Origin of the sequence: Sedimentitalea nanhaiensis DSM 24252 (assembly GCF_000473225.1) — a bacterium.
In the GTDB taxonomy this organism is placed as follows: Bacteria; Pseudomonadota; Alphaproteobacteria; order Rhodobacterales; family Rhodobacteraceae; genus Sedimentitalea; species Sedimentitalea nanhaiensis.
Map to the genome: position 1 here is coordinate 357,470 of NZ_KI421509.1, position 23,466 is coordinate 380,935.

General features: G+C 59.2%; 22 protein-coding genes, 2 pseudogenes and 1 riboswitch. Of the genes and pseudogenes, 10 read left to right on the plus strand and 14 right to left on the minus strand.

Features of this window, described 5'->3' with window-relative positions:
• Positions 1-149 precede the first annotated feature (149 nt).
• Together NANH_RS25340 and NANH_RS25345 are read left to right on the plus strand one after the other, a co-directional pair.
• Positions 150-608: pseudogene (locus NANH_RS25340) on the plus strand (IS6 family transposase); the annotation flags it as partial.
• A gap of 7 nt (positions 609-615) precedes the next feature.
• Positions 616-1,119, plus strand: a pseudogene (locus NANH_RS25345) (IS5 family transposase); the annotation flags it as partial.
• Between the two features lie 251 nt (positions 1,120-1,370).
• Here NANH_RS25345 and ampC read toward each other — a convergent pair.
• Both ampC and NANH_RS0103340 read right to left on the minus strand, forming a co-directional pair.
• Complete coding sequence (gene ampC, locus NANH_RS0103335) at positions 1,371-2,522, minus strand: class C beta-lactamase (protein ID WP_027260750.1); 1,152 nt, start codon at positions 2,520-2,522, stop codon at positions 1,371-1,373.
• 246 nt (positions 2,523-2,768) lie between these two features.
• Entirely contained in the window at positions 2,769-3,032 is a 264-nt protein-coding gene (locus NANH_RS0103340; RefSeq protein WP_027260751.1) for an LptA/OstA family protein, read from the minus strand.
• A 223-nt stretch (positions 3,033-3,255) separates the two neighbouring features.
• Between NANH_RS0103340 and NANH_RS0103350 the strand changes: the two genes are divergently transcribed.
• Positions 3,256-3,924: a CatB-related O-acetyltransferase gene (locus tag NANH_RS0103350; RefSeq protein WP_027260752.1), complete on the plus strand. Its 669-nt coding sequence runs from the start codon at positions 3,256-3,258 to the stop codon at positions 3,922-3,924.
• A gap of 70 nt (positions 3,925-3,994) precedes the next feature.
• Here the strand turns inward: NANH_RS0103350 and NANH_RS0103355 are convergent, their stop codons facing one another.
• From NANH_RS0103355 to NANH_RS25350, 3 genes are all read right to left on the minus strand, one after another.
• Positions 3,995-4,582, minus strand: a complete 588-nt coding sequence (locus NANH_RS0103355) for a flavodoxin family protein (protein ID WP_027260753.1) — start codon at positions 4,580-4,582, stop codon at positions 3,995-3,997.
• A gap of 68 nt (positions 4,583-4,650) precedes the next feature.
• The gene (locus tag NANH_RS0103360) at positions 4,651-5,109 is read right to left on the minus strand and encodes a carboxymuconolactone decarboxylase family protein (RefSeq protein ID WP_027260754.1); all 459 of its coding nucleotides are present in this window, start codon (positions 5,107-5,109) and stop codon (positions 4,651-4,653) included.
• A gap of 207 nt (positions 5,110-5,316) precedes the next feature.
• Positions 5,317-5,790: a helix-turn-helix domain-containing protein gene (locus NANH_RS25350; RefSeq protein ID WP_051372221.1), complete on the minus strand. Its 474-nt coding sequence runs from the start codon at positions 5,788-5,790 to the stop codon at positions 5,317-5,319.
• A 61-nt stretch (positions 5,791-5,851) separates the two neighbouring features.
• Here NANH_RS25350 and NANH_RS25355 point away from each other — a divergent pair, with 61 nt between their 5' ends.
• Positions 5,852-6,850, plus strand: a complete 999-nt coding sequence (locus NANH_RS25355; RefSeq protein WP_074920570.1) for an MFS transporter — start codon at positions 5,852-5,854, stop codon at positions 6,848-6,850.
• A 535-nt stretch (positions 6,851-7,385) separates the two neighbouring features.
• Here the strand turns inward: NANH_RS25355 and NANH_RS0103375 are convergent.
• Together NANH_RS0103375 and NANH_RS0103380 are read right to left on the minus strand one after the other, a co-directional pair.
• Positions 7,386-8,582, minus strand: a complete 1,197-nt coding sequence (locus NANH_RS0103375) for a DUF2235 domain-containing protein (RefSeq protein ID WP_027260755.1) — start codon at positions 8,580-8,582, stop codon at positions 7,386-7,388.
• Positions 8,583-8,641: 59 nt separating this feature from the next.
• Entirely contained in the window at positions 8,642-10,684 is a 2,043-nt protein-coding gene (locus NANH_RS0103380) for an ASKHA domain-containing protein (RefSeq protein ID WP_027260756.1), read from the minus strand.
• 263 nt (positions 10,685-10,947) lie between these two features.
• Here NANH_RS0103380 and guaB point away from each other — a divergent pair, with 263 nt between their 5' ends.
• On the plus strand, positions 10,948-12,396 hold the full coding sequence (gene guaB / locus NANH_RS0103385; RefSeq protein ID WP_027260757.1) for an IMP dehydrogenase: 1,449 nt from the start codon (positions 10,948-10,950) through the stop codon (positions 12,394-12,396).
• Between the two features lie 115 nt (positions 12,397-12,511).
• Here the strand turns inward: guaB and NANH_RS28365 are convergent, their stop codons facing one another.
• The gene (locus NANH_RS28365; protein ID WP_139236341.1) at positions 12,512-12,694 is read right to left on the minus strand and encodes a hypothetical protein; all 183 of its coding nucleotides are present in this window, start codon (positions 12,692-12,694) and stop codon (positions 12,512-12,514) included.
• A 145-nt stretch (positions 12,695-12,839) separates the two neighbouring features.
• On the opposite strand from NANH_RS28365, the gene NANH_RS28370 reads away from it, so the two are divergent.
• From NANH_RS28370 to cysE, 3 genes are all read left to right on the plus strand, one after another.
• Complete coding sequence (locus NANH_RS28370; protein ID WP_154665560.1) at positions 12,840-12,989, plus strand: hypothetical protein; 150 nt, start codon at positions 12,840-12,842, stop codon at positions 12,987-12,989.
• A 224-nt stretch (positions 12,990-13,213) separates the two neighbouring features.
• Positions 13,214-13,290, plus strand: a riboswitch (SAM riboswitch).
• Positions 13,291-13,353: 63 nt separating this feature from the next.
• A complete protein-coding gene (gene metZ, locus NANH_RS0103395) occupies positions 13,354-14,538 on the plus strand; it encodes an O-succinylhomoserine sulfhydrylase (protein WP_027260758.1) in 1,185 nt (394 codons plus the stop codon).
• Positions 14,539-14,842: 304 nt separating this feature from the next.
• Positions 14,843-15,652 carry a serine O-acetyltransferase gene (gene cysE, locus NANH_RS0103400; RefSeq protein WP_027260759.1) on the plus strand — a complete coding sequence of 270 codons (810 nt, stop codon included), beginning with the start codon at positions 14,843-14,845 and terminating at the stop codon, positions 15,650-15,652.
• A 49-nt stretch (positions 15,653-15,701) separates the two neighbouring features.
• On the opposite strand, the gene NANH_RS0103405 is transcribed toward cysE, so the two are convergent.
• The 6 genes from NANH_RS0103405 to NANH_RS0103430 form a co-directional block, all read right to left on the minus strand.
• Complete coding sequence (locus tag NANH_RS0103405) at positions 15,702-17,009, minus strand: pyruvate dehydrogenase complex dihydrolipoamide acetyltransferase (protein ID WP_027260760.1); 1,308 nt, start codon at positions 17,007-17,009, stop codon at positions 15,702-15,704.
• Between the two features lie 12 nt (positions 17,010-17,021).
• Positions 17,022-18,377 carry a pyruvate dehydrogenase complex E1 component subunit beta gene (locus NANH_RS0103410; RefSeq protein ID WP_027260761.1) on the minus strand — a complete coding sequence of 452 codons (1,356 nt, stop codon included), beginning with the start codon at positions 18,375-18,377 and terminating at the stop codon, positions 17,022-17,024.
• A gap of 13 nt (positions 18,378-18,390) precedes the next feature.
• Positions 18,391-19,401: a pyruvate dehydrogenase (acetyl-transferring) E1 component subunit alpha gene (gene pdhA / locus NANH_RS0103415; protein WP_027260762.1), complete on the minus strand. Its 1,011-nt coding sequence runs from the start codon at positions 19,399-19,401 to the stop codon at positions 18,391-18,393.
• A 112-nt stretch (positions 19,402-19,513) separates the two neighbouring features.
• Positions 19,514-19,813 (minus strand): FtsB family cell division protein, encoded by a 300-nt coding sequence (locus NANH_RS0103420; RefSeq protein ID WP_027260763.1) that lies wholly within the window; start codon positions 19,811-19,813, stop codon positions 19,514-19,516.
• Positions 19,814-19,939: 126 nt separating this feature from the next.
• A complete protein-coding gene (locus NANH_RS0103425; RefSeq protein ID WP_027260764.1) occupies positions 19,940-20,833 on the minus strand; it encodes a fructose bisphosphate aldolase in 894 nt (297 codons plus the stop codon).
• A gap of 145 nt (positions 20,834-20,978) precedes the next feature.
• Positions 20,979-22,169, minus strand: a complete 1,191-nt coding sequence (locus NANH_RS0103430; RefSeq protein ID WP_027260765.1) for a phosphoglycerate kinase — start codon at positions 22,167-22,169, stop codon at positions 20,979-20,981.
• Between the two features lie 127 nt (positions 22,170-22,296).
• Here NANH_RS0103430 and NANH_RS0103435 point away from each other — a divergent pair, with 127 nt between their 5' ends.
• Positions 22,297-22,803, plus strand: coding sequence for a peptidylprolyl isomerase (locus NANH_RS0103435; RefSeq protein WP_027260766.1), 507 nt, complete (start codon positions 22,297-22,299; stop codon positions 22,801-22,803).
• A complete protein-coding gene (locus tag NANH_RS0103440) occupies positions 22,796-23,350 on the plus strand; it encodes a peptidylprolyl isomerase (protein WP_027260767.1) in 555 nt (184 codons plus the stop codon). The genes NANH_RS0103435 and NANH_RS0103440 overlap by 8 nt, the downstream gene beginning before the upstream one ends.
• Positions 23,351-23,466: the final 116 nt, after the last annotated feature.

The window sequence follows — 23,466 nt, forward strand, 5'->3', positions numbered from 1 at the left end:
TGACGCCATCATGACGCAAAGAACATAACAGCTGGGTGGGTCAAGTCTCGGTGACAATGCCGGGTCAGTTCTCAGCGACAATCAACATCAAAGGTTCTGTCAGAGCAAAATCGCTTGAGACGGGCAGGGCGGTTTCGTAGCCTTACCGGATGACCAATCCTAACCCATTTCGCTACTTCAAGACGAGCCCAGAGATCATTCGCCTAGCGGTGATGTTGTACCTTCGGTTCCCGTTGTCGCTCAGGAATGTGGAAGATCTGCTGCATGAACGAGGTGTCGATGTCAGCCACGAGACAGTCCGGTATTGGTGGCATCGCTTCGGTCCTGTGTTCGCCGCTGAGATCAGAAAGCGCAGGATCGCGGGGATGCGATCCAGCCGTTGGCGTTGGCACCTCGACGAGATGTTTGCGAAGATCAATGGCCAGACGCACTACCTTTGGCGGGCTGTGGATCACGAAGGCGAAGTGCTTGAAAGCTATGTCACGAAGACCCGAGACAAGAAGGCCGCATTGAAATTCCTAAAGAAAGCAATGCGAAAGCATGGCAGAGCTGAGGAGATTGTTACTGACCAGCTCCGATCCTACGGAGCCGCTTTGAAACAGATCGGCGCGGGTGCTGCCGCTCCGGCAAACGACCGGGATGGTGTCGAGCATCCTGCAGATGGCCGGGCTGGAATGGCCAGTTCCTGACTTCTCTACCCTGAGCCGCAGGCAAAAGAGCATTACTATTGAGATCTCGAGCCGCCGATCGGCTGGTCCCCTCAACCTGTTGGTAGATAGCACCGGCATCAAGTTCCTGGGCGATGGCGAATGGCTGGCCCGCAAGCACCGCACCCATCGCAGACGCCAATACCGCAAGGTCCATTTGGCGATGGACACGGGCTCGGGCGACGTAGTGGCCGTGGAATTCACCTCAAGCCGCGAGGGCGACAGCCCCGTCCTGCCTGACCTGCTGGACCAAATCCCGGTGGATCAGGAGATCGGCACCGTGACGGGCGATGGGGCCTTCGACACCCGCCGCTGCCACACCGCGATCCTCGCGCGTGGCGGCACTGCCGTCATCCCCATTCGCAAGAACGGTCGCTTCTGGAAGGAGGATTCACGGCGGGCGATGTCGGAGAGTTGCGTGCCGGACCTCAATGCGCGGGCCCAGCCATGGGCGCGGATCAGCATGGCGCGCAGATGCGGATCGGGGTCCGGCGCGATATCGCCGGCGATGATCCTGGCTTCGACCCCGCGGCGGCGGAGATCGAACGGGGCCGTTATGTGGGCCAGGGCCGGACACAGGTTCTTTTCCGGAACCCCGAGTGCCCGGACCAGCGCTCCGACATCCAGCTCCAGGTCGATCTCGCCGCGGCGTGGTTCAAGTGGCTACCGATCTGCGAGGACGCGCCGAATGAAGGCGTAGGTCGTCCGGATGCGGGCTTCGTTCGGAAAGTTCCGGTTTGCCAGTACCACCACGCCCAGATCCTCCCCCGGCAGGAGAGCAACGTATGTTCCGAATCCGTTGGTCGAGCCAGTCTTGTTGAGGATTACGTCGTTCTGCGGAGGCAAGGGTGGATCGATGCTCTTCATTGGCTGCGGTTCCAGAATGTAGGCGTAGCTGTTGCCCCGGACCATCTGTTCGACATTGACCGGCCAGGGATACTGTTCCCAGATCATGTCCTGCACGTAATCGGCGGTGCGCCCTTGTCCCCGCCGGGTTCTTTCCAGTGCGGTTCTCAGGTTACCCGAGGCCTCGGCGTGCCCCAGATGGAGGTTGAGAAAGCGCACGAGGTCGCGTGCGCTGGATTTCACGCCATAGGCCTGATCGGCGAGAACGCCGGGATTGACCCGGATCGGGCGGTCGGTCTTGCGGTCGTAGCCATAGGCATAGTGGTTCATGGCCCCTTCGGGGACATTCACCCAGGTGTTGTTGAGGCCCATTTCAGGAAACAGGTCCTGTTCTGCCGCATTCGCGTACGTTTTGTTCAGGACATTTGCAGTGAGATACCCCAGCATGCCGATGCTGATGTTCGAATAACTGCGGGCACCTGGACGAGTTGGATGCCAATCGGCCAGCCATTCCACGAGCCCTTCCGTATCCGCAACCGTATCAGGCACCTGCAGGGGCAGGCCGCCGGAGTGGTGAGTCGCAAGATCCATCAGTGACAGATTGCCAAAGGCGGTTCCTTCAAGGTCGGGCAGCTCATTGGACACTTTGCTGGTCAGGTCGAGGCCGCCCCGCGCTTCCGCCAGAGCGGCCAGGCTGACATTGAACAGCTTGCTCACCGAGCCAAGCTCGAAAAGCGTATCCGGGGTCACGGCAACATTGTCCGCGCGGGAGGCAAGGCCCGTTGCATAGAAGTAGGACTGGCCATGGTCGGTCACGCCGACGACCAGTCCCGGCAGTTTGTATTCCTCGATAACAGGGGCGAAGCTGCTCGCGGCCAGGTCCTGCATTTGGGAGTCCGTTAAGGCCGCGGCGGCAACCGCGACCGGAAAGGACAGCAGCGCGACCGCTGCGACTGCAATAGACTTCATGTCTGCCTCATTGTTTGTGGGTCTGAAGGGGTAAGGATGGCTTTACAGGCGGAGATCGAACCGCTCAAACCGAAAATGGCCGATGACGTTCCGAAGCGTTGGACGGCTTGCGCGCGATCGTTGTGAAGAATGCAAGCCGATGGGCTTTGCCCGTATCGAAGCGGACAAGGCCAGCTTCCCCTGTTCACAGGATGGCGGAGCTCTGTGCGCTGCGACCAGAAAGAAGGCTCGCAGGTATTGGGCGGTTTAATCCGCGCTTGTCCCAATCAATGAGAAGCGCGCGGCTTTCAGCAGCGATGTACCATCCTCCTGCTTTGCCATAACGAGTGAGTCGGCCTCCAGCCTCATGTCCTGCCACGTCACAACGACATTGCCCGAATAGGTGCTCGCGTCGTCCGATTGAGAAATGCTGTCGGAAGAAATCTCGAACGCTTGGTCCGCATCGAACACGACCTGAGCGTTGCCGCTATATTCCTGAACGGTCCGGATCTCGTTTGCGGAAATTTCCATGGCGTATGCCGGAACGGAGACGGACAGTGCGGCACAGATTACAGCCGAGATGATGCATGCCCTGTTCATGAAATCCTCAACTATGGATACATTAGTCACGAGGTAAATCACTTAACTTTCGAGCCTTGTCAAATCATCAGAATTTGACCCTTTCACGAAGGGGAATTCTTGCACCAATGTACTGGCGCCAATTCATTTCCGCCGACTGAGATAGAGATTGTTCATGATGGAACCAAAGAACACAGAAGCGAAGCACTGGTCGAAAGTCGAACTGCTGCACGAGACGGTCAGGAACCCCAACATTCATCTTCGCGGCAAGCACAGCTACTACAGTGGGGCATGGACCGGCTCGTTCGAGGACAGCGTGGTACGCTACCATTACGGCGACGAATACAGCCTCAAGACATGGGAGCCGATGTGGCCCATCGACCAGCTCCATATCGGCGACTATGTCTGCATAGGCGCGGAGGCTGTCATTCTGATGGGCGGTAACCATACCCACCGCGCGGACTGGTTCAGTCTTTATCCGTTCCCCGAAGTCATCGCCGAGGCCTATGCCGGCAAGGGTGACACCAGAATCGGCGATGGTGCCTGGATCGGCATGAGGGCCATGATCATGCCGGGGGTGACAATTGGCGAAGGTGCTGTTGTCGCGTCCGGGGCAATCGTCACAAGAGACGTCGCGCCCTATACAATCGTTGCTGGGAATCCGGCCAAACCGGTCCGCCAACGCTTTTCGGCGGATGTCGTGGCCAGGCTGCTGGAACTGGACATATACCACTGGGATGATGCGAAATTTACTGCCCTGAGAGAGCACATTACAAGCCAGGATATTGACGTCCTCGTCGCGGCGTCAGAGCAATACGATCAAAAACACGGGAGACCCGCATGACAGGATCCTTTGTCTGATGCCACCGCTGCTGACGGAACACCGTTCACATGCGCATTCCGATCTAAGAAACTCATGCCGAATGCGTCCGGCCACGGATGAACCGGGCCGTTATCTCCGCGACGCGCGTTCCCAGATGGACGCCGGTGTCGTGATCGCCCTTCGTCAGGCCATGTTCGGCGTCTACGTCGACCGGCGAGCGGCTGACCGCGCCGAGATAAGCGCCGGTCGCGTTCAAGGCTGTATCGACCACATCGCTGCGCATGGCAAAGCCGGTCGGAAGCCCGAGCGAAACCCATGTCATGCCGTGCTGAGCGGCGAAAACCGCCATGGTCATCAGCGTCGAAAGCTTGTCCCCCGCATAGCCGCCGGAGTTGGTAAACCCGGACGCGATCTTGTCGGACCACGCTTGTGTTTGGTACTTCCGAGCGGTTAGTTCCATGAATCTTTTCATGTCGGCGGACACCGAACCCATATAGGTTGGACAGCCCATGATGATGGCGTCCGCTTGGTCGATCTCATCCATTCGCGCTTCTGCTTCGGCGACCGGAACGTCGATGACACTGGCCTGATCGACCCGGTTCACACCCTCGATAACTGCCTTGGTCAGCCAGAGCGTATGGCCGTATCCGGTATGGTGAACAATCGCTATCTGAGGCATATTCTTTTACTCCTCGACGTGCGCTGACATCTGCACACCTGCTGCGCCAGCATACAATTTGATGACGTTTACACCTGAGGTGTCTGGTCGACGGGATGCTGCGAGCGAAACCCCACGGCAAAACGGTTCCATGCGTTTATGGTTGTGATGGCGAGGGTCAGTTCAACCCGTTCGCGCTCATCGAACGCCGCCGCAAGTATCCGGTAATCCGAATCCGGCGCACCCGTGGATTCCAGACGTGTCAGCGCCTCGGCCCAGGCCAGCGCTGCCCGCTCGCGTTCGTCAAAAGCGGGGCTTTCCCGCCAGGCAGCCAGAACATCCAGCTTTTGCTGAGAAATTCCCGCCGCTCGCGCTTCGGGAGCGTGGAGATTCAAGCAGAATGCGCAACCGTTGATCTGAGACACCCGCATCTTGATCAATTCGCGGATGGACTGCGGAATCGAAAGCTCTTTCGTCGCCTCTTCCAGGGCCATCATGGCTTTCATTGCCGCTGGTGCGGCGCGATAATAGTTCATTCGACCGGACAAAGAACGTCCTCCATTTTTCCTTAGCCAGTATTATTCGTTCGGACGTCCGTCCGCAAAAGGTTCCATGCGGTGTTGCGGCATTGGTTAAGCTTTTCTACTCCGTCACCTGCCATTGGTCGATGCCGCCGTTCCTGCTGCCGCGCTGCTTCCAGAGCATTCCAGATAACCAGGTTCTCTGGCAGGCTGATCCCGCCTCTTTTCTGCTTCTCAACGGATTTGTCCGGCGGGCGTTTTCAGAAACGCCTTTGGTGTCTGGCCCGACAGATTTTTGAAGAACGTGATGAAGGCGCTGTCGCTGGCAAACCCCAAATCCTGTGCGGTCATCGAAATGCTCGCGCCTGCCACCAGCATCTCGTATGCCTTCATCAGACGCCATTGTTGCCGCCATTGTCGATAGGACATACCGGTTTCGCGCTTGAATATTCTGCCAATCGTCTTCTCGCTCGCCCCGACGCGGGTTGCCAGAAGCCCAAGCGGGGGCGGCAGGACAGTCGTCGTAAGGCGTGCCAACCGAGGGTCGGACGGCAAGGGCAGGAGCACCGGAAGACGCGGCGCGAACTTGACTTCGTCCAGGCAGACGGCAAGCAGATTCTTGCCTGCACCCTTTGTCCAATCTGTCGCTGGCGGCGCGCAAGCGATGCGTTCCAGAACTGCCCGTAAGACGGCTGAAACCTCGAACACCTCGACCTGATCCGGCGCGTGTCGGTGGGAGCGGGCAGAGCTTGCTGTCCAGGGTAGGCGTTTGTGTGATCTGATTTGCAGAAGGCCAGCAATGCTCGCCGGTCTTGCATTCTATGGCATCGGCGCCTTTGCTGCTCTCTTCAGCGCCAATTTCGAGATGCTGCTCACCGCCCGAATAGTATCGGCAGTTGGCTCGATTGGCACGCAAACCATTCTGCGCGACCGCTTTCAGGGTCAGCAACTTGCGCAGATATTCTCCTCGGTCGGGATCGCCGTGGCGCTCAGCCCCGCGATCGGTATGGCGATTGGTGCGGTGGCCGTCGGGCTTGCTTCCTATGCGGGCGTCTTTGCCACGCTGGCCGCGCTTGCCTTGCTGCTTTTTGCCTGGACCTCGGCAAGCCTGCCGGAGACGCAGCCGACGAGTGTGAAACCGGTATCCTTTTGGGATACGGCGATCATGATGATCAAGGAAGGCCGTATTTGGTGTTCAGCCTTTCTGGTTGCGCTCTTCAACCTGTCCTTGTTCGGCTACGACCAGCTGTCACCGTTTCAGCTTGAACAACTCAGCCACGGGTCCGGGGAGATGGGCGCCAGTGGCGTATTGTTGAGCCTTGGGACGCTCCTGGGCGCGATGGCGAACCGAAAGCTGTTGCAGAAGGGCTGGGAACCGGAACGTTTGGTGTTCGTGTCCTGCGTCCTTGCCACGGCGGGCGGGCTGCTGGTCGCATTGCTCGGTTCAAGCTTCATGTTCATCGTGCCGGTGGCCATGGTCGCGTTCGCCTTTGCTCTCGCAATTCCGAATATTCTGGCCCCGGCCCTGAAGGACTATTCAGATCGCCTGAGAACCGCAGGAGCCATCTTCGGAATGAAATACTACCTGCTTCTTGGCGCCGGACTGTGGCTGTCCGGACTGGCTCAGAACCTGGGCGCTGTTCTGCTCGCCTCCGGGCTCGGCGCATTGACGATCACGATGCTGAAACCGAAATCCAGGGCGGCGCGGCAAACAGGTGATACTGCTACCAGGAAACCTGTTCGGCTGTATCGAGAGCTTTTCCGATGAATAAATCAAACACAACGTGGTAGAAGGTAAACGGACCATGACGAAGAAACCCTTCGACACCGCATGCAATCAGACCGCAGGGACGCAGCTTACGGGTGGGGCCAGGTCCACCGCAGAGGCCATGCGCAAACATGCGGCCCATCTCGCCGAGCCAGCTGCCAAGGCGAAGTCCAGACACCCGGATGCCGTGGCCCACGCAGAGCGCTGCGAAGCTGCTGCCTGCAAGTGGGGCGGTTGATCGCATCGACAGAACCACAGCCTCTCTCATTTCACAGTGGGGAGGGTCTTTCGTTGCGGGTCAGCTTAGTTGACTTATGTCAAGGGTTACCCAGCGCCGCCATATGGGACACAAATGGACCGCTTTCGTTAATTTATTCTGGCTAACATATTGTGGTATATTTGTTTTACCCTTTGATGGGGTCGGATCGATTTCCACCGCCCGCTCGAACCTCCGAATTGCACTTCGGTCGCCCGCGAAATTCAGCCCATTTCGGGCGGTTCCAATGATCTGTCACGCGGCGGCGATCATCCGGGATCAAATTTGTCTTGTTGGGGCCGTATGCGCGCGCAGGTTTGGCGGATCATAGGTGTTGGCAGGGTCGTCGCGCCGCTCCAGTGCCGTGGGATGTATCTCGGCGTCCGGCGGGATGTAGCGATATTGACCAAGCGGCATGTAATACCCCAAAAATCCTTTTTGATCGGGCCATGAACTGCGCCGCCGCAATCGCGGAAAAGGCTCCAGAAGAAACCAGCCCTTTTTCATCTGACTGTGCAGCGGTGCGGATGTGTCCGGCGCGGATATTTCCAGCTTCATACGCTGGGTTACCTCGTCACTTTTCCCGCGAACGTACCGGTCATAGTATTTTTCACGAAACACAAGGCTGTCCACGCCCAGCCCGTCCAGTTCCTGACGCATCCAGCACATGGTGATCTTGGTCAGCCCGGCCTCTTTTTCCGAAACGCTGCCGGCGATGTCGGTATGGGTTCCGGAAAACCAGACCTGTTTCACATCCTGCTTCGGCGGGTTGGTTTTGCTGCGGAACCGGGTACCATGATAATCTTGGCCTTCTTTCCACATCTGTACGCCAAAGAACCGGCGGCGCTCATCGATGGAAAGCGCATGACGAACTGCGCGGACCGATGGATTTTCGTCGACGCTGGAATGGGTGCCGTATTCGATGAATGTACCCATCTGCGGCTTGATGCGAATTAGAGACGATACCGTGTCAAACAGCCCGAGAAACCGGATCGGCACCCGCCGGATATGAAAGAACTGCTCGGATATTCGAAGCGGTTCGAATTGTTCGCGGGGGCCATCGTTGCGTAATCTGCGATAGGCGCGAAAGACCGGGCCGATCAGGTGCAACTCGTGGGGCGCGACCAGTCCGAAATCGTTAAGAAACCCGGCCAGAACCCGCGCCGTATAGGCCCCACGGCTGTAGCCGAAAAAATAGAGCCGGTCGCCTTCGCGGTAGTTGCGGCATAGAAATTCATAGGCGCGCAATACATTGGATTCGAGTCCCAGTCCGACCATCAGGCCGAGGATGCGTTTGGGGGTCTGAAACAAGGTCCTGGCAAAGGGCCGGGTGCTCAGGGTGCCGACGCCCGGTTCATAATAGACCAATTGGTTCTCGTCGTGTTTCAGACATTTATAGAGCCTGAGAATGTTGCTTTCGTGCTTCTCGACCTCGTTTCCGGTTCCGTCCAGACAGACGATCAACTTGCGCGACATGAAATTGCTCCTGAAAATCAGGCCCCACTATACCAGAACCCGAGCAACATCGAAACGGTTCAACCGCGCCGCCGCCGCCGCCGCCCGCCGCCTTCGGTATCGCCGCTGCCCTGGTTGAAATTCACCTCGGGCAGGGTAACGATACTGTTCAGGATCGGGAAAGGCTCGACCGCATTGGGGATGTTGGATGCATTGACAAAATGCTCCTGGAAACGCGGTTCAATGGCGGTTTCCACCTTGTGGATGGCCCGCACGGTTGCCTCGATTTCCTCGCGCGCGCTCTGGTTCAGCAAGGCGATCCGTGCGCCGGTTCCGGCGGCATTGCCCGCCGAGGTCACCTTGTCCAATGGCGCGTCGGGGATCATGCCCAGCACCATCGCGTGTTTCGGGCTGATATGGGCACCAAAGGCACCAGCCAGCACGATACGGTCGACCTTGTCGACGCCGAATTTATCCATCAAGAGACGTGCGCCGGAATACAGCGCCGCCTTGGCCATCTGGATCTCGCGGATGTCGCGATTGGTGACCGTGATGCGCGGGCCTCCGTCTGCCGTGCCGTCCCACACCAGATAGGAATAGGTGCGCCCGTCCAGAATACAGCGATCGGTGCCTGTCTGCGCCGGGCTGCCGATCAGGCCGGGGCCGTCCAGTATGCCTGCGAGGCGCATCTCGGCGACCATCTCGATGATGCCCGAGCCACAGATTCCCGTGATTCCGGTGGTGGCGATGGCCTCGGCGAACCCGTCCTCGGTTGACCAAAGATCGCTGCCGATGACCTTGAACCTGGGATCTTTCGTGACCGGGTCGATCTCGACCCGCTCGATGGCACCTGGTGCGGCCCGCTGACCTGACGAAATCTGTGCGCCTTCAAAGGCCGGGCCTGTGGGCGACGAGCAGGCCAGCACTTTGTCACGATTGCCCAACAACAGTTCCGCATTGGTGCCCACATCCACTACCAGCACAAGGTCATCGGATTTTTCCGGTGCCTCGGACAGGGCGACGGCGGCGGCGTCCGCACCCACGTGCCCCGCAATGCAGGGCAGCAGATAGACCCGCGCGCTGGGGTGCAGTTGAAGGTCGAGCTCAGCCGCAGTCAGGTTCAGCGAGTCCGATGTCGCCAGCGCGAAGGGCGCTTGGCCCAATTCGAACGGATCAATGCCCAGAAACAAGTGGTGCATCACCGGGTTGCAGACAAACACCGCATCCAGAATGTCGGTCTTGGCGATTTCGGCCTCGCCCGCGATCTGATCGAACAGGGCGTTCATGCCCGCGCGCACGGCGGCGGTCATCTCATCCGCGCCGCCCTTGTTCATCATCGAATAGCTGACCCGGCTCATCAGGTCCTCGCCATAGCGGATCTGCGGGTTCATTATGCCGGACGACGCGACGACGTCGCCGGATTGCAGATCGCACAGATGTGCGGCAATGGTGGTAGACCCCAGGTCGACCGCTAGGCCATAGATGGACGCATCATGAAACCCCGGCCAGACCTGCATGATGCGCGGTCGATAGGCGCGCGAACCCAGATGTACTGCACAGGTCACTTTCCAGCCGCCTTTGCGCAGCGCCGGTTGAAGCGATTGCAGCGTCGTAAGGTCGATTTGCAGATCGCTCAGCTGCCATTGGTCGGCCAGGGCACCGCGCAGTCGTTCCAGATCGCCCGACGGATCATGCATGTCCGGCTCGACGACCTCGACATAGAACAGTTTGACTGCCGGGTTCATGACGATCTCGCGCGCCTCGGCACGTTTGCGCACGACCTGCTTGTGCACCTGGCTTTCCGGGGGAACGTCGATCACCACGTCGCCCCGCACCTGCGCCTGACAGCCCAGCCGCCGCCCTTCGATCATGCCGCGCTTGGATTTGTAACGCTCTTCCACCGCGTTCCAGTCCGACAGCGCGTCCGCAGCAGCGGTAACGCCATGTTTTGGAAACTCGCCATAGCTGGGTGTGATCTGGCATTTGCTGCAAATGCCCCGCCCTCCACAGACCGAATCCAGATCGACCCCCAATTGACGTGCCGCAGTCAGGATCGGCGTGCCCACGGGAAACCGGCCACGCTTGCCAGAGGGTGTGAAGACCACGAGGGGATCGTTTGCCATGCCGGGACTGCCTTTTGTGACGCATTGGGGTCAGAATAGTCTGCGCTGTGTAATGCGAAACGCGAGCAGCGGCAATTTCCGATCTGCCAGCGTCATTTATCTTGGATTGGGCCTTTGGGCTTCCGGCGTACGTGGCGCAGATGACGGCCGCACGATCGCGCTTGCAAGTCCTCGAGGGGCGATATCTTGTGCGAGGCCTTTCCCCCGCCGAATATCCGTGCGATAGGGTGGCCGCCAAACGGGCTTTTGCATGGAGAATTCGAATGCAGATTCGTGAGGCGCTTACCTTTGATGATGTTCTATTGGTTCCTGCGGCCAGCAATGTGCTGCCATCGACCGCAAACACCGCCACGCGCGTGACGCAGGCGATCACCATGAACATCCCGCTGCTGTCCAGCGCAATGGACACCGTCACCGAGGCGCGCATGGCCATTGCCATGGCTCAGGCCGGCGGCATGGGGGTCATCCACCGCAATCTGGACATCGGGGCGCAGGCCGAGGAGGTGCGCCGCGTCAAACGGTTTGAAAGCGGCATCGTCTACAATCCGATCACCTTGACCGCCAATCAAACCCTGGCCGACGCCAAGGCATTGCAGGAACGGTATCGGGTCACCGGCTTTCCGGTCGTGGACGAAAGCGGCAGGGTTGTCGGAATCGTCACCAATCGCGACATGCGCTTTGCCACCGATGACAGCACACCGGTCCGGGTGATGATGAGTTCGGACAATCTGGCGATCCTGCAGGAACCGGCAGATCGAGACGAGGCAATCAGCTTGATGAAAGCGCGCCGGATCGAAAAGCTGCTGGTGACGAATGCGCAGGGCAAGCTGACCGGCTTGCTGACGCTAAAGGATACCGAACAGGCCGTACTGAACCCCACCGCCTGCAAGGATCAGCTGGGGCGGCTGCGGGTCGCGGCGGCGAGCACGGTCGGCGATGCCGGATTTGAACGCGCGCAGGCGTTGGTGGATGCGGGTGCGGACATGATCGTGATCGACACCGCGCACGGCCATTCCGAAGGGGTTGCCATCGCAGTGGCGCGGGCCAAGAAGCTGTCCAACGAGGTGCAGATCGTGGCGGGCAATGTCGCCACCGCCGAGGCGACACGCGCGCTGATCGGGGCAGGGGCGGATGCGATCAAGGTCGGTATCGGCCCGGGCAGCATCTGTACCACCCGCATGGTTGCCGGTGTCGGGGTGCCGCAGCTGACCGCAATCATGGATTGTGCCAGCGGTGCGGGCGACGTGCCGGTGATTGCCGATGGCGGCATCAAGTTTTCCGGCGATTTCGCCAAGGCAATTGCGGCGGGCGCATCCTGTGCGATGGTTGGCAGCATGATCGCGGGCACGGACGAGTCTCCGGGCGAAGTCATATTGTATCAAGGCCGTAGCTTCAAAAGCTACCGCGGTATGGGCAGCCTGGGCGCAATGGCGCGCGGTTCTGCCGACCGCTATTTTCAGAAGGACGCCGCCAGCGACAAGCTGGTGCCGGAAGGGATCGAGGGGCAGGTGCCCTACAAGGGCAGCGCCGGGGCGGTGATCCACCAACTGGTTGGCGGATTGCGCGCGGCGATGGGGTATACCGGGTGCGCGACGGTCGACGAGATGCGCAAGAATTGCCAATTCGTCAAGATCACCGGCGCGGGCCTGAAGGAAAGCCATGTGCACGACGTGCAGATCACCCGCGAAAGCCCGAACTACCGCATCGGATAACCAATAAGATGAGGCGCTCGGCGAAGCTCTGGCGCAAAATTCATCATTCCGGAATGGCGATGTCTGATTGCGGCTGCTTGGATGCGGCGACGTTTCGGCAGTTTTGCCGTATGCATCAGTGCGTTGTGACATCCGCGATCAAACGGCTTTTCGGAATAAGAGGTATCACCCACCGAAGTGCTAAGAGTTTGATTTCATTCAGGTGGGATTTGATTTCTGAAGCTGCTGGCGAAGCGAAGTTTTTCTTTTGTGTCTCATCATTGGAGATGTCTTGATTTCGAGAGTAAGTATGAGTCATCGCAGTCTCCGCGTCGATCACAGGCTTGCTTTACGCCTTGAACTTTGCAGTCTTTGCGAGACCCTTCTGGTCGCATCTATGGCTTCCTGTGAATCGTCCCGTGTATCGTGGACGCCTTCTTCGCTGATTTTGAGGCAAAGAGACCATGGCGAGCAGCGACAAGTTCAGCGACGATTTCAAGCGAGATGCGGTCGCTCAGATCACCGAGCCGAGCGTGTCGGGCTCTCTTCTCAATACCATGGCGATTTGCTTCGATGACCGCTTCGGTCTCGAGTGTCCAAGACTTTGCGTCTGATGCCTTGTCGAACGATGCAGATTTGTATATCCCGCGCTTGCGTATGACGACACGTGTTTTGCTTGACGGTAGTTTGTAGATGGAGCTCATGTATACAGTTCATATCCTGTATATCGCCGGTAACACCTCGAAATCGGCCCGATATATTGGATGTAAACAGTGTGTGTACTCGAATTCTGCAAAGTAAACTGTTTATATATAAAGACTTAGCGCAGAGTCATACTGGGTTGATCCGTGGCGATTTATACCAAATTGCGGGCCACGCTAAACGAAACCGCTAAAAGGTCAGGATGAAGGGCTCCTTTCGCTTGACCGCGACTGGGGCTTTTTTGATGTGCCCGATACCAACGGGCCGGAGGATGACATGAGCGAGACTTGGAACAAGCGCACCACCGCCGTTCACGGTGGAACCCGCCGCAGCCAGTATGGTGAGGTCAGCGAGGCGATCTTTCTGACCCAGGGATTTGTCTATGACAGTGCCGAGGCGGCAGAGTCTCGATTCCTGCAGGCCGGCGACGAAGAGTTCATCTATGCGCGCTATGGCAATCCCACCGTGCGTATGTTCGAAGACCGCATCGCCGCGCTGGAGGGGGCCGAGGATGCCTTTGCAACCGCCTCGGGCATGGCGGCGGTCTCGGGCGCTTTGACAGCGATGTTGAAAGCAGGTGACCATGTGGTCGCGTCGCGTGCGTTGTTCGGATCGTGCCTGTATATACTGGAAGAGGTGTTGACCCGGTACGGTGTCGAGGTCACTTTTGTCGATGGCATCGATCTGAACCAGTGGCGCGCCGCGCTGCGCCCGGAAACCCGTGCCGTTTTCTTTGAATCAGTCTCGAATCCGACATTGGAAGTGATCGATATCCGCGCGGTATGCGATCTGGCGCATGCGGTTGGCGCAACGGTTGTGGTGGACAATGTCTTTGCCACACCGGTATTTTCAGACGCCATCGCGCAAGGTGCGGATGTCGTGGTGTATTCTGCGACCAAACATATCGACGGGCAGGGCCGCGCCTTGGGTGGGGTCATCCTCGGGACACGCGATTTTATCCGCAAGACGGTCGAGCCCTATATGAAGCACACCGGCGGTTCGATGAGCCCGTTTACTGCATGGGTGATGTTAAAGGGGCTCGAAACCCTCAGCCTGCGGGTCAATGCGCAGGCAGACAATGCGCTGGCGCTGGTCAATGCGCTGCAGGGGCATACGCGGCTTGAGCGCGTACTTTACCCCGGCCACCCCAGCCACCCGCAGTACGGCCTGTGTGCGGCGCAAATGGGCAAGGGTGGAACCGTGGTGTCACTGGACCTGAAAGGCGGGCAGACGGCAGCGTTCCAGTTCCTGAACGCCCTGCAGATCGCCAAAATCTCGAACAATCTGGGCGATGCGAAATCTATCGTGACACACCCAGCGACCACCACCCATCAACGTCTGCCTGACGATCAAAAGGCGGCGCTGGGAATTACGCCGGGACTGGTGCGTCTGAGCTTGGGGATCGAAGATGGAAACGATCTGATCGCGGATGTGAAACAGGCGTTGGATGCGGTTGGCTGAGCTTGCCTGCCGGGCTTTTTCGAACAAGGTACGACCGGGCTCGGGTGCTTTGCGGAAATGGGATCGGCCGGGATGCACGGGGCCAGAAGGCGGAGTCGTCTCTCTGACACGGCGAAGGCTCTGGCGATGCGGCGCGCGTCATTTCGGGCCGCAGCCGCTGCTGAAAAGCTCGCAGAAATTCCTCTGGTTAAGGGGTATTTCCTTACGGGAATATCAATGATGGACATGTGGCCAATCAAAGGATTGCGTTTGGAGAATTCTCGCTTAGGTGTCTATTCTAGTCGCGAAAAAGGGGGCGTTTGCCATGCCAGAAACACGCAGCAAGATTGCTCAGGTGGATCCAGTCTGGAACCGCATCACTGATGAGGCCCGTGAGGCCGTGCGCAAGGAGCCCCTGATGGGGGGGCTGGTGCATGCGTGTATCCTGCATCACAAGACGCTGGAAAAAGCTCTGTCCTACCGGATCGCGGCAAAGCTGGCGTCAAATGAGATGTCGATGGTGATCCTGCGAGAAATCGCCGACCAGGCATATGAAGACGCGCCTGATCTGGTCGAAGCCGCGCGCGCCGATCTTGTTGCTGTGTATGAACGGGATCCGGCCTGCCACCGACTCTTGCAGCCTATCCTTTATTTCAAGGGATACCAGGCGATGCAGGCCTATCGTGTCGGGCATTGGCTTTGGGAAACGGGCCAGCATGACCTGGCCTATTTTTTCCAGATGCGCGTGTCAGAGATTTTTGGCATCGACATTCATCCTGCAGCCCGGATCGGGCGTGGCATCATGATCGACCATGCCCATTCGATCGTGATTGGCGAAACCGCGGTGGTCGGCGACAATGTTTCGATGCTGCATTCGGTTACGCTGGGCGGAACGGGTAAGGAAGAGGAAGACCGCCATCCCAAGATCGAGGATGGCGTTTTGATCGGGGCGGGGGCCAAGGTTCTGGGAAATATCCGGATCGGGCACTGCAGCCGAATCGCCGCAGGATCCGTTGTGCTGACCGATGTGCCGCCGTGCAAGACAGTTGCGGGAATCCCAGCGAAGATCGTAGGCGAGGCCGGGTGCGATCAACCCTCGATCAACATGAATCAGTTGTTCTCGGCATCCCAGTGATGCGTTCCTGACGGCGGCGGACGCGGGCATCGCCCGCGCCGGTCCGACGTCAGGCCAGCATTGCCATCGGATTTTCCAGGTTGTCGACGATCGAGGCCAACAATTCCGCGCCCAACGCGCCGTCGATAACCCGGTGGTCCACCGAAAGCGTAACGGACATCACGGTGGCAACTTCCAGTCCGCCGTCCGTGCCAACGACGGGCTTTCGGATACCGGCACCAACGGCCAGGATCGCCCCGTGTGGTGGGTTGATGACCGCGTCGAAACTATCGATGCCGAACATTCCCAGATTTGAAATCGCAAAGCTGCCACCCTGATATTCGTGAGGCGCGAGCTTGCGGTCCCGCGCGCGCGCGGCAAGATCCTTCATCTCTGTGGACAGCGCAGACAGGGTCTTACTGTCTGCGTCTTTCAGCACGGGTGTGAACAAACCGCCATCGATCGCCACCGCCACGGCCACATCCGAAGGTTTCAACTGCAAGATACGATCTTTGGCCCAGACCGCATTGGCGGCCGGGACTTGTTGCAATGCCAGGGCACAGGCCTTGATGATGAAATCGTTGACCGACAGCTTTACTTCGCGGGATTGCAACTGGGCGTTCAACTCGCTCCGGAACTTTAGCAAGGCGTCCAACCGGATGTCGCGACGCAGATAGAAATGCGGGATCGACTGTTTGGCCTCGGTCAGGCGCGCGGCGATGGTCTTGCGCATGCCGTCCAGCGCAATCTCTTTGTAGTCGCGATCCTGATACATCCGCAGGACGGTATCAGCAGCAGGACCGGTGGCCGCCGCCGCCGGGGCAGGGGCCGCATTGGCTGGAACGGAGGTCCGGGCCTGGGCTGGTTCTGTTGGGCGGGCCTGCGAACCGGTTGCCTCGACATCGGCCTTGACGATACGCCCGTGTGGGCCGGTGCCGGAGATGCTGGACAGGTCCAGCCCCTTGTCTGCCGCGATCCGGCGGGCGAGGGGAGAGGCAAAAACGCGATCGCCATCCCGCGTGGCGGGGGCACTTGGGGCCGGGTCCCTTGATACTGTCGGCTGTGGTGTCTCCTGGGGCGCGTTGTCGTCGGGTTTTGAGGCCGGCGCGTTTGCAGTTGAGTCCGGGATCTCTTCGCCTTCCTCGACAAGGATAGCGATAGCGGTGTTGACCTTGACCCCCTCGGTGCCCTCATCGATCAGGATCTTGCCGATGAGCCCTTCGTCGACCGCCTCGAATTCCATCGTGGCCTTGTCGGTTTCGATCTCGGCCAATATGTCGCCAGAGACGACGGTATCGCCCTCTTTGACCAGCCATTTCGCCAGCGTCCCTTCCTCCATCGTCGGGGACAGGGCGGGCATCAGGATTTCAGTTGCCATGACGCGCTCCTCTTACCGGTAGGTCACTTGTTTCACCGCATCCAGCACCTCTTGGGTGGTGACCAGCGCGTGTTTTTCCAGATTGGCGGCATAGGGCATCGGAACATCTTTGCCAGTGCAATTGATGACCGGCGCATCCAGATAGTCAAACGCCCGCTGCATCAACACCGAACTGATGTAGCTGCCGACCGAGCCTTGCGGCCATCCCTCTTCGATTGTGACGCAACGGTTGGTTTTTTGGACGGACGCGATGATCGCGTCGGTGTCCATCGGACGCAAGGTTCGCAAATCGAGCACCTCGGCCTCGATCCCATCTTCGGCCAGTTTGTCCGCGGCTTCCAGTGCGTATTTCATTCCGATGCCAAAACTGACCAATGTAACGTCGCTGCCTTCGCGCCAGATCCGGGCCTTGCCAAACGGCACGGTGTAGTCTTCGACATCCGGCACATCAAAGCTGCGACCGTACAGGATCTCGTTTTCCAGAAAGATCACCGGATTGGGATCGCGGATCGCGGTTTTCAACAGCCCCTTGGCGTCGCTGGCACAATAGGGCATCGCCACTTTCAGTCCGGGGATCTGCATGAACCAGGCGGCATAGTCCTGGCTGTGCTGGGCGGCCACACGGGCAGCGGCACCGTTGGGGCCGCGAAACACCATCGGAGCACCCATCTGGCCGCCTGACATATAAAGGGTCTTGGCCGCTGAGTTGATGATCTGGTCCATCGCCTGCATGGCAAAGTTGAAGGTCATGAATTCGACGATGGGCCTGAGCCCGCCAAAGGCCGCGCCAACCGCGATACCGGCAAACCCGTGTTCGGTGATTGGCGTGTCGATGACCCGTTTCGCGCCGAACTCATCCAGCAACCCCTGGCTGATCTTGTACGCGCCCTGATATTCGGCCACCTCTTCGCCCATCAGAAAGACGGTTTCATCGCCACGCATCTCTTCGGCCATGGCATCGCGCAACGCCTCGCGAACGGTCTGTTGCTTCATCGGGGTGTCAGCGGGCCAATCGGGTGTTCGCTCCGGCTGGGGCGGCGCGGCCGGGGGCTCGGCGGATGCCGGAACCGGGTCCGTTTTGCTGTCTTCAGCGGGCGTATCGGTTGCAGGCTCTGCGATCTCTTCGCCTTCCTCGACAAGGATAGCGATAGCGGTGTTGACCTTGACCCCCTCGGTGCCCTCGTCGATCAGGATCTTGCCGATGAGCCCTTCGTCGACCGCCTCGAATTCCATCGTGGCCTTGTCGGTTTCGATCTCGGCCAATATGTCGCCAGAGACGACGGTATCGCCCTCTTTGACCAGCCACTTCGCCAGCGTCCCTTCCTCCATCGTCGGGGACAGGGCGGGCATCAGGATTTCAGTTGCCATGTGCTGTCTCTCCTTACGCGTTCTGAGGCGCGGTTTCTGCGCAGATGTCGGTCCAAAGCTCGTCCAGCGCCGGTTCCGGGCTGTCCTTGGCAAACTCGGCGGCGGCATTGACCACTTGCTTGATCTCCTTGTCGATCGCCTTGAGATCCTCTTCTGACGCATGGTTGCCCGTCAGAAGCAGACCGCGCACCTGTTCGATGGGGTCACGCTCCTCGCGCATTTTCTGTACCTCTTCTCGGGTGCGGTATTTGGCCGGATCCGACATCGAATGGCCGCGATAGCGATAGGTCTTGATCTCCAGGATATAAGGACCCTTGCCCGAGCGGCAATGCGCCACGGCCTTGTCGCCGGCCTCTTTCACGGCCAGCACGTTCATCCCATCGACGGCCTCGCCGGGGATGCCAAATGCCTCGCCTCGGGTATGGATGTCAGGGCTGGACGTAGACCGTTTCTGCGCCGTGCCCATTGCATATTGATTATTCTCGATCACGAAAACCACGGGCAGATTCCACAACGCGGCCATATTGAACGTCTCGTAAACCTGGCCCTGATTGGCCGCCCCGTCACCGAAATAGGTAAAGGTGACGCGACCATTGCCCTGATACTTGTCGGCAAAGGCCAAGCCTGCACCAAGCGGCACCTGGGCCGCGACGATCCCGTGTCCGCCGTAGAAATGTTTCTCTTTCGAGAACATGTGCATCGAGCCGCCTTTGCCCTTGGAGTAGCCGCCTTCGCGTCCGGTCAGTTCGGCCATGACGCCTTTGGGGTCCATGCCACAGGCGAGCATATGGCCGTGGTCGCGATAGGATGTGATTCGCTTGTCGCCCTCGTCCGCCGCTGCCTCAAGCCCGACGACCACCGCCTCTTGTCCGATGTAAAGATGGCAGAACCCGCCGATCAGGCCCATGCCGTACAATTGGCCCGCCTTTTCCTCGAATCGACGGATCAAGAGCATTTCACGGTAATAGGTTTTCAGTTCATCTGCGGAAACGTTTGGTTTCTTAGCGGCTTTTCGGGCAACCATCGTGCGGCACTCCCCTCCGGATGAATAGTTTAGCGTTAAACCATCAAATAGCGAATTTGCGCCGGAGTGGCGAGAAAAAAGACAAGCGATCTGCGTTCAAAGTCCGGGAGGCTTAGCGGATTACGATTTCGTCGGCGCGCAGCAATCCCAGTACGGAACGGGCCTGTTGATCCAAAAGGTCCAGGTCAAGATAGTCGTCCGACAGGCGCCGGGTCAGGTTCTCGGCGGCAGAAATCTCGCGCTCAAGATGGCCCAGAGTGTCGCGCAGTGCATCGGATTCGGCAACAATCTCGACACGACGAAACAACCCGAAATCTCCCTGCACGGCGGCAAAGGTGAAGTAGGTGCACAACGCAAAAGCGGCGCTGAAATAGATCAGTGCACCAAAGCCGGGTCGGGTCGAACGGGTCAAAATGTACTGCCTTACATGCGCCCATTGCGGGCATTTGCAGAGACTATGCCACAGGTGATTCGCCATGGGAATCCCCGTTTTTAGGGGAGGTCGGCAACAGATTGCTGCAGAACGTCCTCGTCAGGCTTAACCAGAAATCGATGCTGTGTGGATGCTGTCGATCGTCCCGGCCAGCACCTTATCGAACGCCTCGTCGGACTGGTCCGCTGACAGTCCTTCGGTCAGCGCGCGCGAAAAGGATGCGATCACGCCACGGTTCTGTGCAAGCCGCCGATTCGCCTCGTCGCGGCTGTACCCACCGGACAGTGCCACGACGCGCATCACACGTGGGTGATCGACCAGCGGTCCATACAGGTTGACCTTTTCCGGCAGCGTCAGTTTCAACATCACCTGCCGGCTCTCGGGCAGGAGGTCCAGATGGCGGGTCAGCTCCGCCAGCAAAATGTCTTCGGCCTCGGCCTTGTCGGCGATGCTGATGGTCACCTCGGGTTCGATGATCGGCACCAACCCGTGATCCAGAACCTGAGCGGCCACCTCGAATTGCTGTGCCACATTGGCCGCGATACCGCTGGCGGACGCCGCGTCGATCACCGAACGCATCTTGGTTCCGAAAATCCCCGCTTTGACGGCGCGGTCCAGCAGCGCGTCCAGGTCGGGCATCGGCTTCATCAGGCGCACGCCGTCGACTTCGTCCTCAAGACCCTTGTCGATCTTCAGAAACGGAACCACCCGGCGCTTGTCCCACAGGTATTGCGCTGTCGGTGTGCCGTCGATTTTCCGATCCATGGTCATTTCAAACAGAATCGCACCGACGATGCGCTCGCCCGTAAAGGCCGGTGACTTGACGATCCGGCTGCGCATGGCATGGATCTGATCGAACATTTCATCGTCGGATCCATAGGCATCGGCGTCTACGCCATACAGTTTCAGAGCCTTGGGAGTCGATCCACCGCTTTGGTCCAGCGCCGCGATGAAGCCCGCTCCGGATGTCATTTGCTGGGTCTGAATATCCTTGGACATGTGCTCGTCTACCTATTTTTTAGATCCGGTGCCCGCATCCGGACGGGCCGGGGGCAAGGCGGTCTTAGGCCAGCCCTTGCGTCGTTTCAATCGTGTTGACGCGAAAACCTATCTGTTTGCGCTAGCAATCAAACCTTGGCCACATTCAGCGGTTCAGGGCCGCGACGCCTGGCAGGGCCTTGCCCTCCATCCATTCCAGAAATGCGCCGCCCGCGGTCGAGACATAAGTGAAATCTCCGGCCACCCCGGCCTGATTCAGCGCGGCAACGGTATCGCCGCCGCCGGCGACGCTGACAAGATCGCCGACGCGGGTCAATTCGGCCGCCTTTTGGGCGGCGGCCCTGGTTGCGGCATCGAACGGGGCGATTTCGAATGCCCCAAGCGGGCCGTTCCAGATCAGAGTCTTGGCCCCGGTGAACACGGCGGCGATGCGCGCCACGGTTTCCGGTCCGGCGTCCAGGATCATCGCATCGGGCGGGCATTGATCCGCCGGAACGATCGTGCTGTCGGCATCGGAACGGAATTCGCTGGCTACGACGATGTCGCTGGGCAACAGAATGGCACAGCCTGCGTCGCGCGCCTTGGTCAGGATTTCGGCTGCGGTGGTGGTCATGTCATGTTCGCACAGCGATTTGCCCACATCGAGACCCTGCGCGGCCAGAAAGGTGTTCGCCATCCCACCACCGATGATCAGGTGATCGACCTTTTCGACCAGGTTGCCCAGCAGATCCAGCTTGGTGGACACTTTGGCTCCGCCAACGACTGCGACAACCGGGCGCTTGGGTGTGCCCAATGCTGCCTCGAGCGCTGTCATTTCCGCCTGCATCAGGCGTCCGGCGCAGGCGGGCAACAACCGGGCCACCCCTTCGGTCGAGGCATGTGCGCGGTGCGCAGCCGAAAACGCGTCGTTGCAATAGATGTCGCCGAGAGCTGCGAATTCGGCCGCCAGATCCGGGTCGTTCTTTTCTTCACCGGGGTGGAACCGCGTGTTTTCAAGCAATAATACAGAGCCTTCGGGCAACGCATCGACAGCGGCCAGGGCGGCGGGGCCGCGGCTGTCGGCGCAAAAGGCAACCGGCACGCCAAACGCGGCCTGCAGGGCGGGAACCAGCGGAAGCAGGGACATTTCGGGCACATGTTGACCCTTGGGGCGACCGAAATGTGCCAGCAGAATCGGGCGCCCCCCCTTGGCAATGATGTCGGTGACGGTTGGTGTCAGACGGCGGATTCGTGTATTATCGGTGACCTGTCCGTTTTCGACCGGGACGTTGATGTCGACCCGGACCAGAACCCGCTTTCCCACAAGCTCGATATCGTCCAGCGTGTTCCAGCCCATAATACAATCCCCTTCATCAAATATCAGGCGCTTTTCCTCACATTTTACGGCTTCGTCAATGCCTCACTTGGCATTCCGGCACAGCCGCCTTAGGTATCGGCGCAACTTGGTAAGACAGGAGAGCCACATGGCCGAGATCAAAGACCCCGAGAACACAATCCTGATAGAGTTAAAGGACGGCACGGTCGTTATCGAATTGCTGCCCGACGTTGCGCCGCTGCACAGCCAGCGCATGAAGGACCTGGCCCGTGCCGGTGCATATGATAACGTCTGCTTTCACCGCGTGATCGACGGGTTCATGGCCCAGACCGGCGATGTCCAGCATGGCGACATGGAAGACGGTTTCAATATCCGTATGGCCGGAACCGGCAGCTCCGATATGGACGATCTGCCGGCGGAATTCTCGAAATTGCCGCATGAGCGTGGAACCCTGGGCGCAGCGCGTTCGGCGAATCCGAACAGTGCAAACTCGCAGTTCTTTATCAACTTCAAGGACAACAGTTTCCTGAACGGGCAATACACGGTTTATGGCCGTGTGATCAGCGGCATGGAACATGTCGATGCGATTGTGCGCGGCGAGCCGCCAGCGGCGCCGGATCGGATGATTAATGTAAAGGTAGCGGCCGATGCATAGACTTGCCGCTGTTATCGCCCTGGTCGCCAGCCCTGCATTGGTTAACGCGACCGAAATGCAGATCGAGATTGAAGGCGAGGGGGCCAATGGCACCGTCACCATCGATTTGCTCGAAGAGGTGGCTCCTGAACATGTGGCGCAGATCGCGGCATTGTCGCGTGCCGGTGCCTATGACGGCGTCGTGTTTCACCGAGTCATTGACGGCTTCATGGCCCAGACCGGCGATGTTCAGTTCGGCAAGATGGGGGGAGACATGGGCCGTGCCGGAATGGGCGGCTCTGATCGTCCCGATCTGAAGGCCGAGTTTTCTGAGGTTCCCTTTGAGCGGGGCGTTGTCGGCATGGCGCGGTCGCAGGACCCGAACAGTGCCAACAGTCAGTTCTTTATCATGTTCGATGAGGGATCGTTTCTGAACGGCCAATACACGGTCGTCGGTCGCGTAACCGACGGTATGGATGTGGTGGATGCGATCAAGCGCGGGACTGGCCAGAACGGCTCGGTGGTCGGGCAGCCCGATGTCATGAAAAGCGTGACAATCACCGACTGACACGCGCTCTGCGTTGCTCCTGCGTGTGGCGGTCAAAACCCGCCGCCCGCCCGCCTTTTGGCGAAGGCGTCCGTTCTGGCGGCGCCGGTGAATCCGGCGATACACCGAATTCCCCC

What these genes read in the sequence shown, in the direction of transcription:
- metZ (WP_027260758.1), top strand. Translation starts at nt 13,354, where the DNA reads ATGAGCGAGACTTGGAACAAGCGCACCACCGCCGTTCACGGTGGAACC.
- NANH_RS0103380 (WP_027260756.1), bottom strand. Translation starts at nt 10,684, where the DNA reads ATGGCAAACGATCCCCTCGTGGTCTTCACACCCTCTGGCAAGCGTGGC.
- NANH_RS0103405 (WP_027260760.1), bottom strand. Translation starts at nt 17,009, where the DNA reads ATGGCAACTGAAATCCTGATGCCCGCCCTGTCCCCGACGATGGAGGAA.
- NANH_RS0103340 (WP_027260751.1), bottom strand. Translation starts at nt 3,032, where the DNA reads ATGGAAATTTCCGCAAACGAGATCCGGACCGTTCAGGAATATAGCGGC.
- NANH_RS0103375 (WP_027260755.1), bottom strand. Translation starts at nt 8,582, where the DNA reads ATGTCGCGCAAGTTGATCGTCTGTCTGGACGGAACCGGAAACGAGGTC.
- cysE (WP_027260759.1), top strand. Translation starts at nt 14,843, where the DNA reads ATGCCAGAAACACGCAGCAAGATTGCTCAGGTGGATCCAGTCTGGAAC.
- guaB (WP_027260757.1), top strand. Translation starts at nt 10,948, where the DNA reads ATGCAGATTCGTGAGGCGCTTACCTTTGATGATGTTCTATTGGTTCCT.
- NANH_RS0103425 (WP_027260764.1), bottom strand. Translation starts at nt 20,833, where the DNA reads ATGTCCAAGGATATTCAGACCCAGCAAATGACATCCGGAGCGGGCTTC.
- NANH_RS0103355 (WP_027260753.1), bottom strand. Translation starts at nt 4,582, where the DNA reads ATGCCTCAGATAGCGATTGTTCACCATACCGGATACGGCCATACGCTC.
- NANH_RS0103410 (WP_027260761.1), bottom strand. Translation starts at nt 18,377, where the DNA reads ATGGCAACTGAAATCCTGATGCCCGCCCTGTCCCCGACGATGGAGGAA.
- NANH_RS0103430 (WP_027260765.1), bottom strand. Translation starts at nt 22,169, where the DNA reads ATGGGCTGGAACACGCTGGACGATATCGAGCTTGTGGGAAAGCGGGTT.
- NANH_RS0103440 (WP_027260767.1), top strand. Translation starts at nt 22,796, where the DNA reads ATGCATAGACTTGCCGCTGTTATCGCCCTGGTCGCCAGCCCTGCATTG.
- NANH_RS0103350 (WP_027260752.1), top strand. Translation starts at nt 3,256, where the DNA reads ATGATGGAACCAAAGAACACAGAAGCGAAGCACTGGTCGAAAGTCGAA.
- NANH_RS28370 (WP_154665560.1), top strand. Translation starts at nt 12,840, where the DNA reads ATGGCGAGCAGCGACAAGTTCAGCGACGATTTCAAGCGAGATGCGGTC.
- pdhA (WP_027260762.1), bottom strand. Translation starts at nt 19,401, where the DNA reads ATGGTTGCCCGAAAAGCCGCTAAGAAACCAAACGTTTCCGCAGATGAA.
- ampC (WP_027260750.1), bottom strand. Translation starts at nt 2,522, where the DNA reads ATGAAGTCTATTGCAGTCGCAGCGGTCGCGCTGCTGTCCTTTCCGGTC.
- NANH_RS0103435 (WP_027260766.1), top strand. Translation starts at nt 22,297, where the DNA reads ATGGCCGAGATCAAAGACCCCGAGAACACAATCCTGATAGAGTTAAAG.
- NANH_RS28365 (WP_139236341.1), bottom strand. Translation starts at nt 12,694, where the DNA reads ATGACTCATACTTACTCTCGAAATCAAGACATCTCCAATGATGAGACA.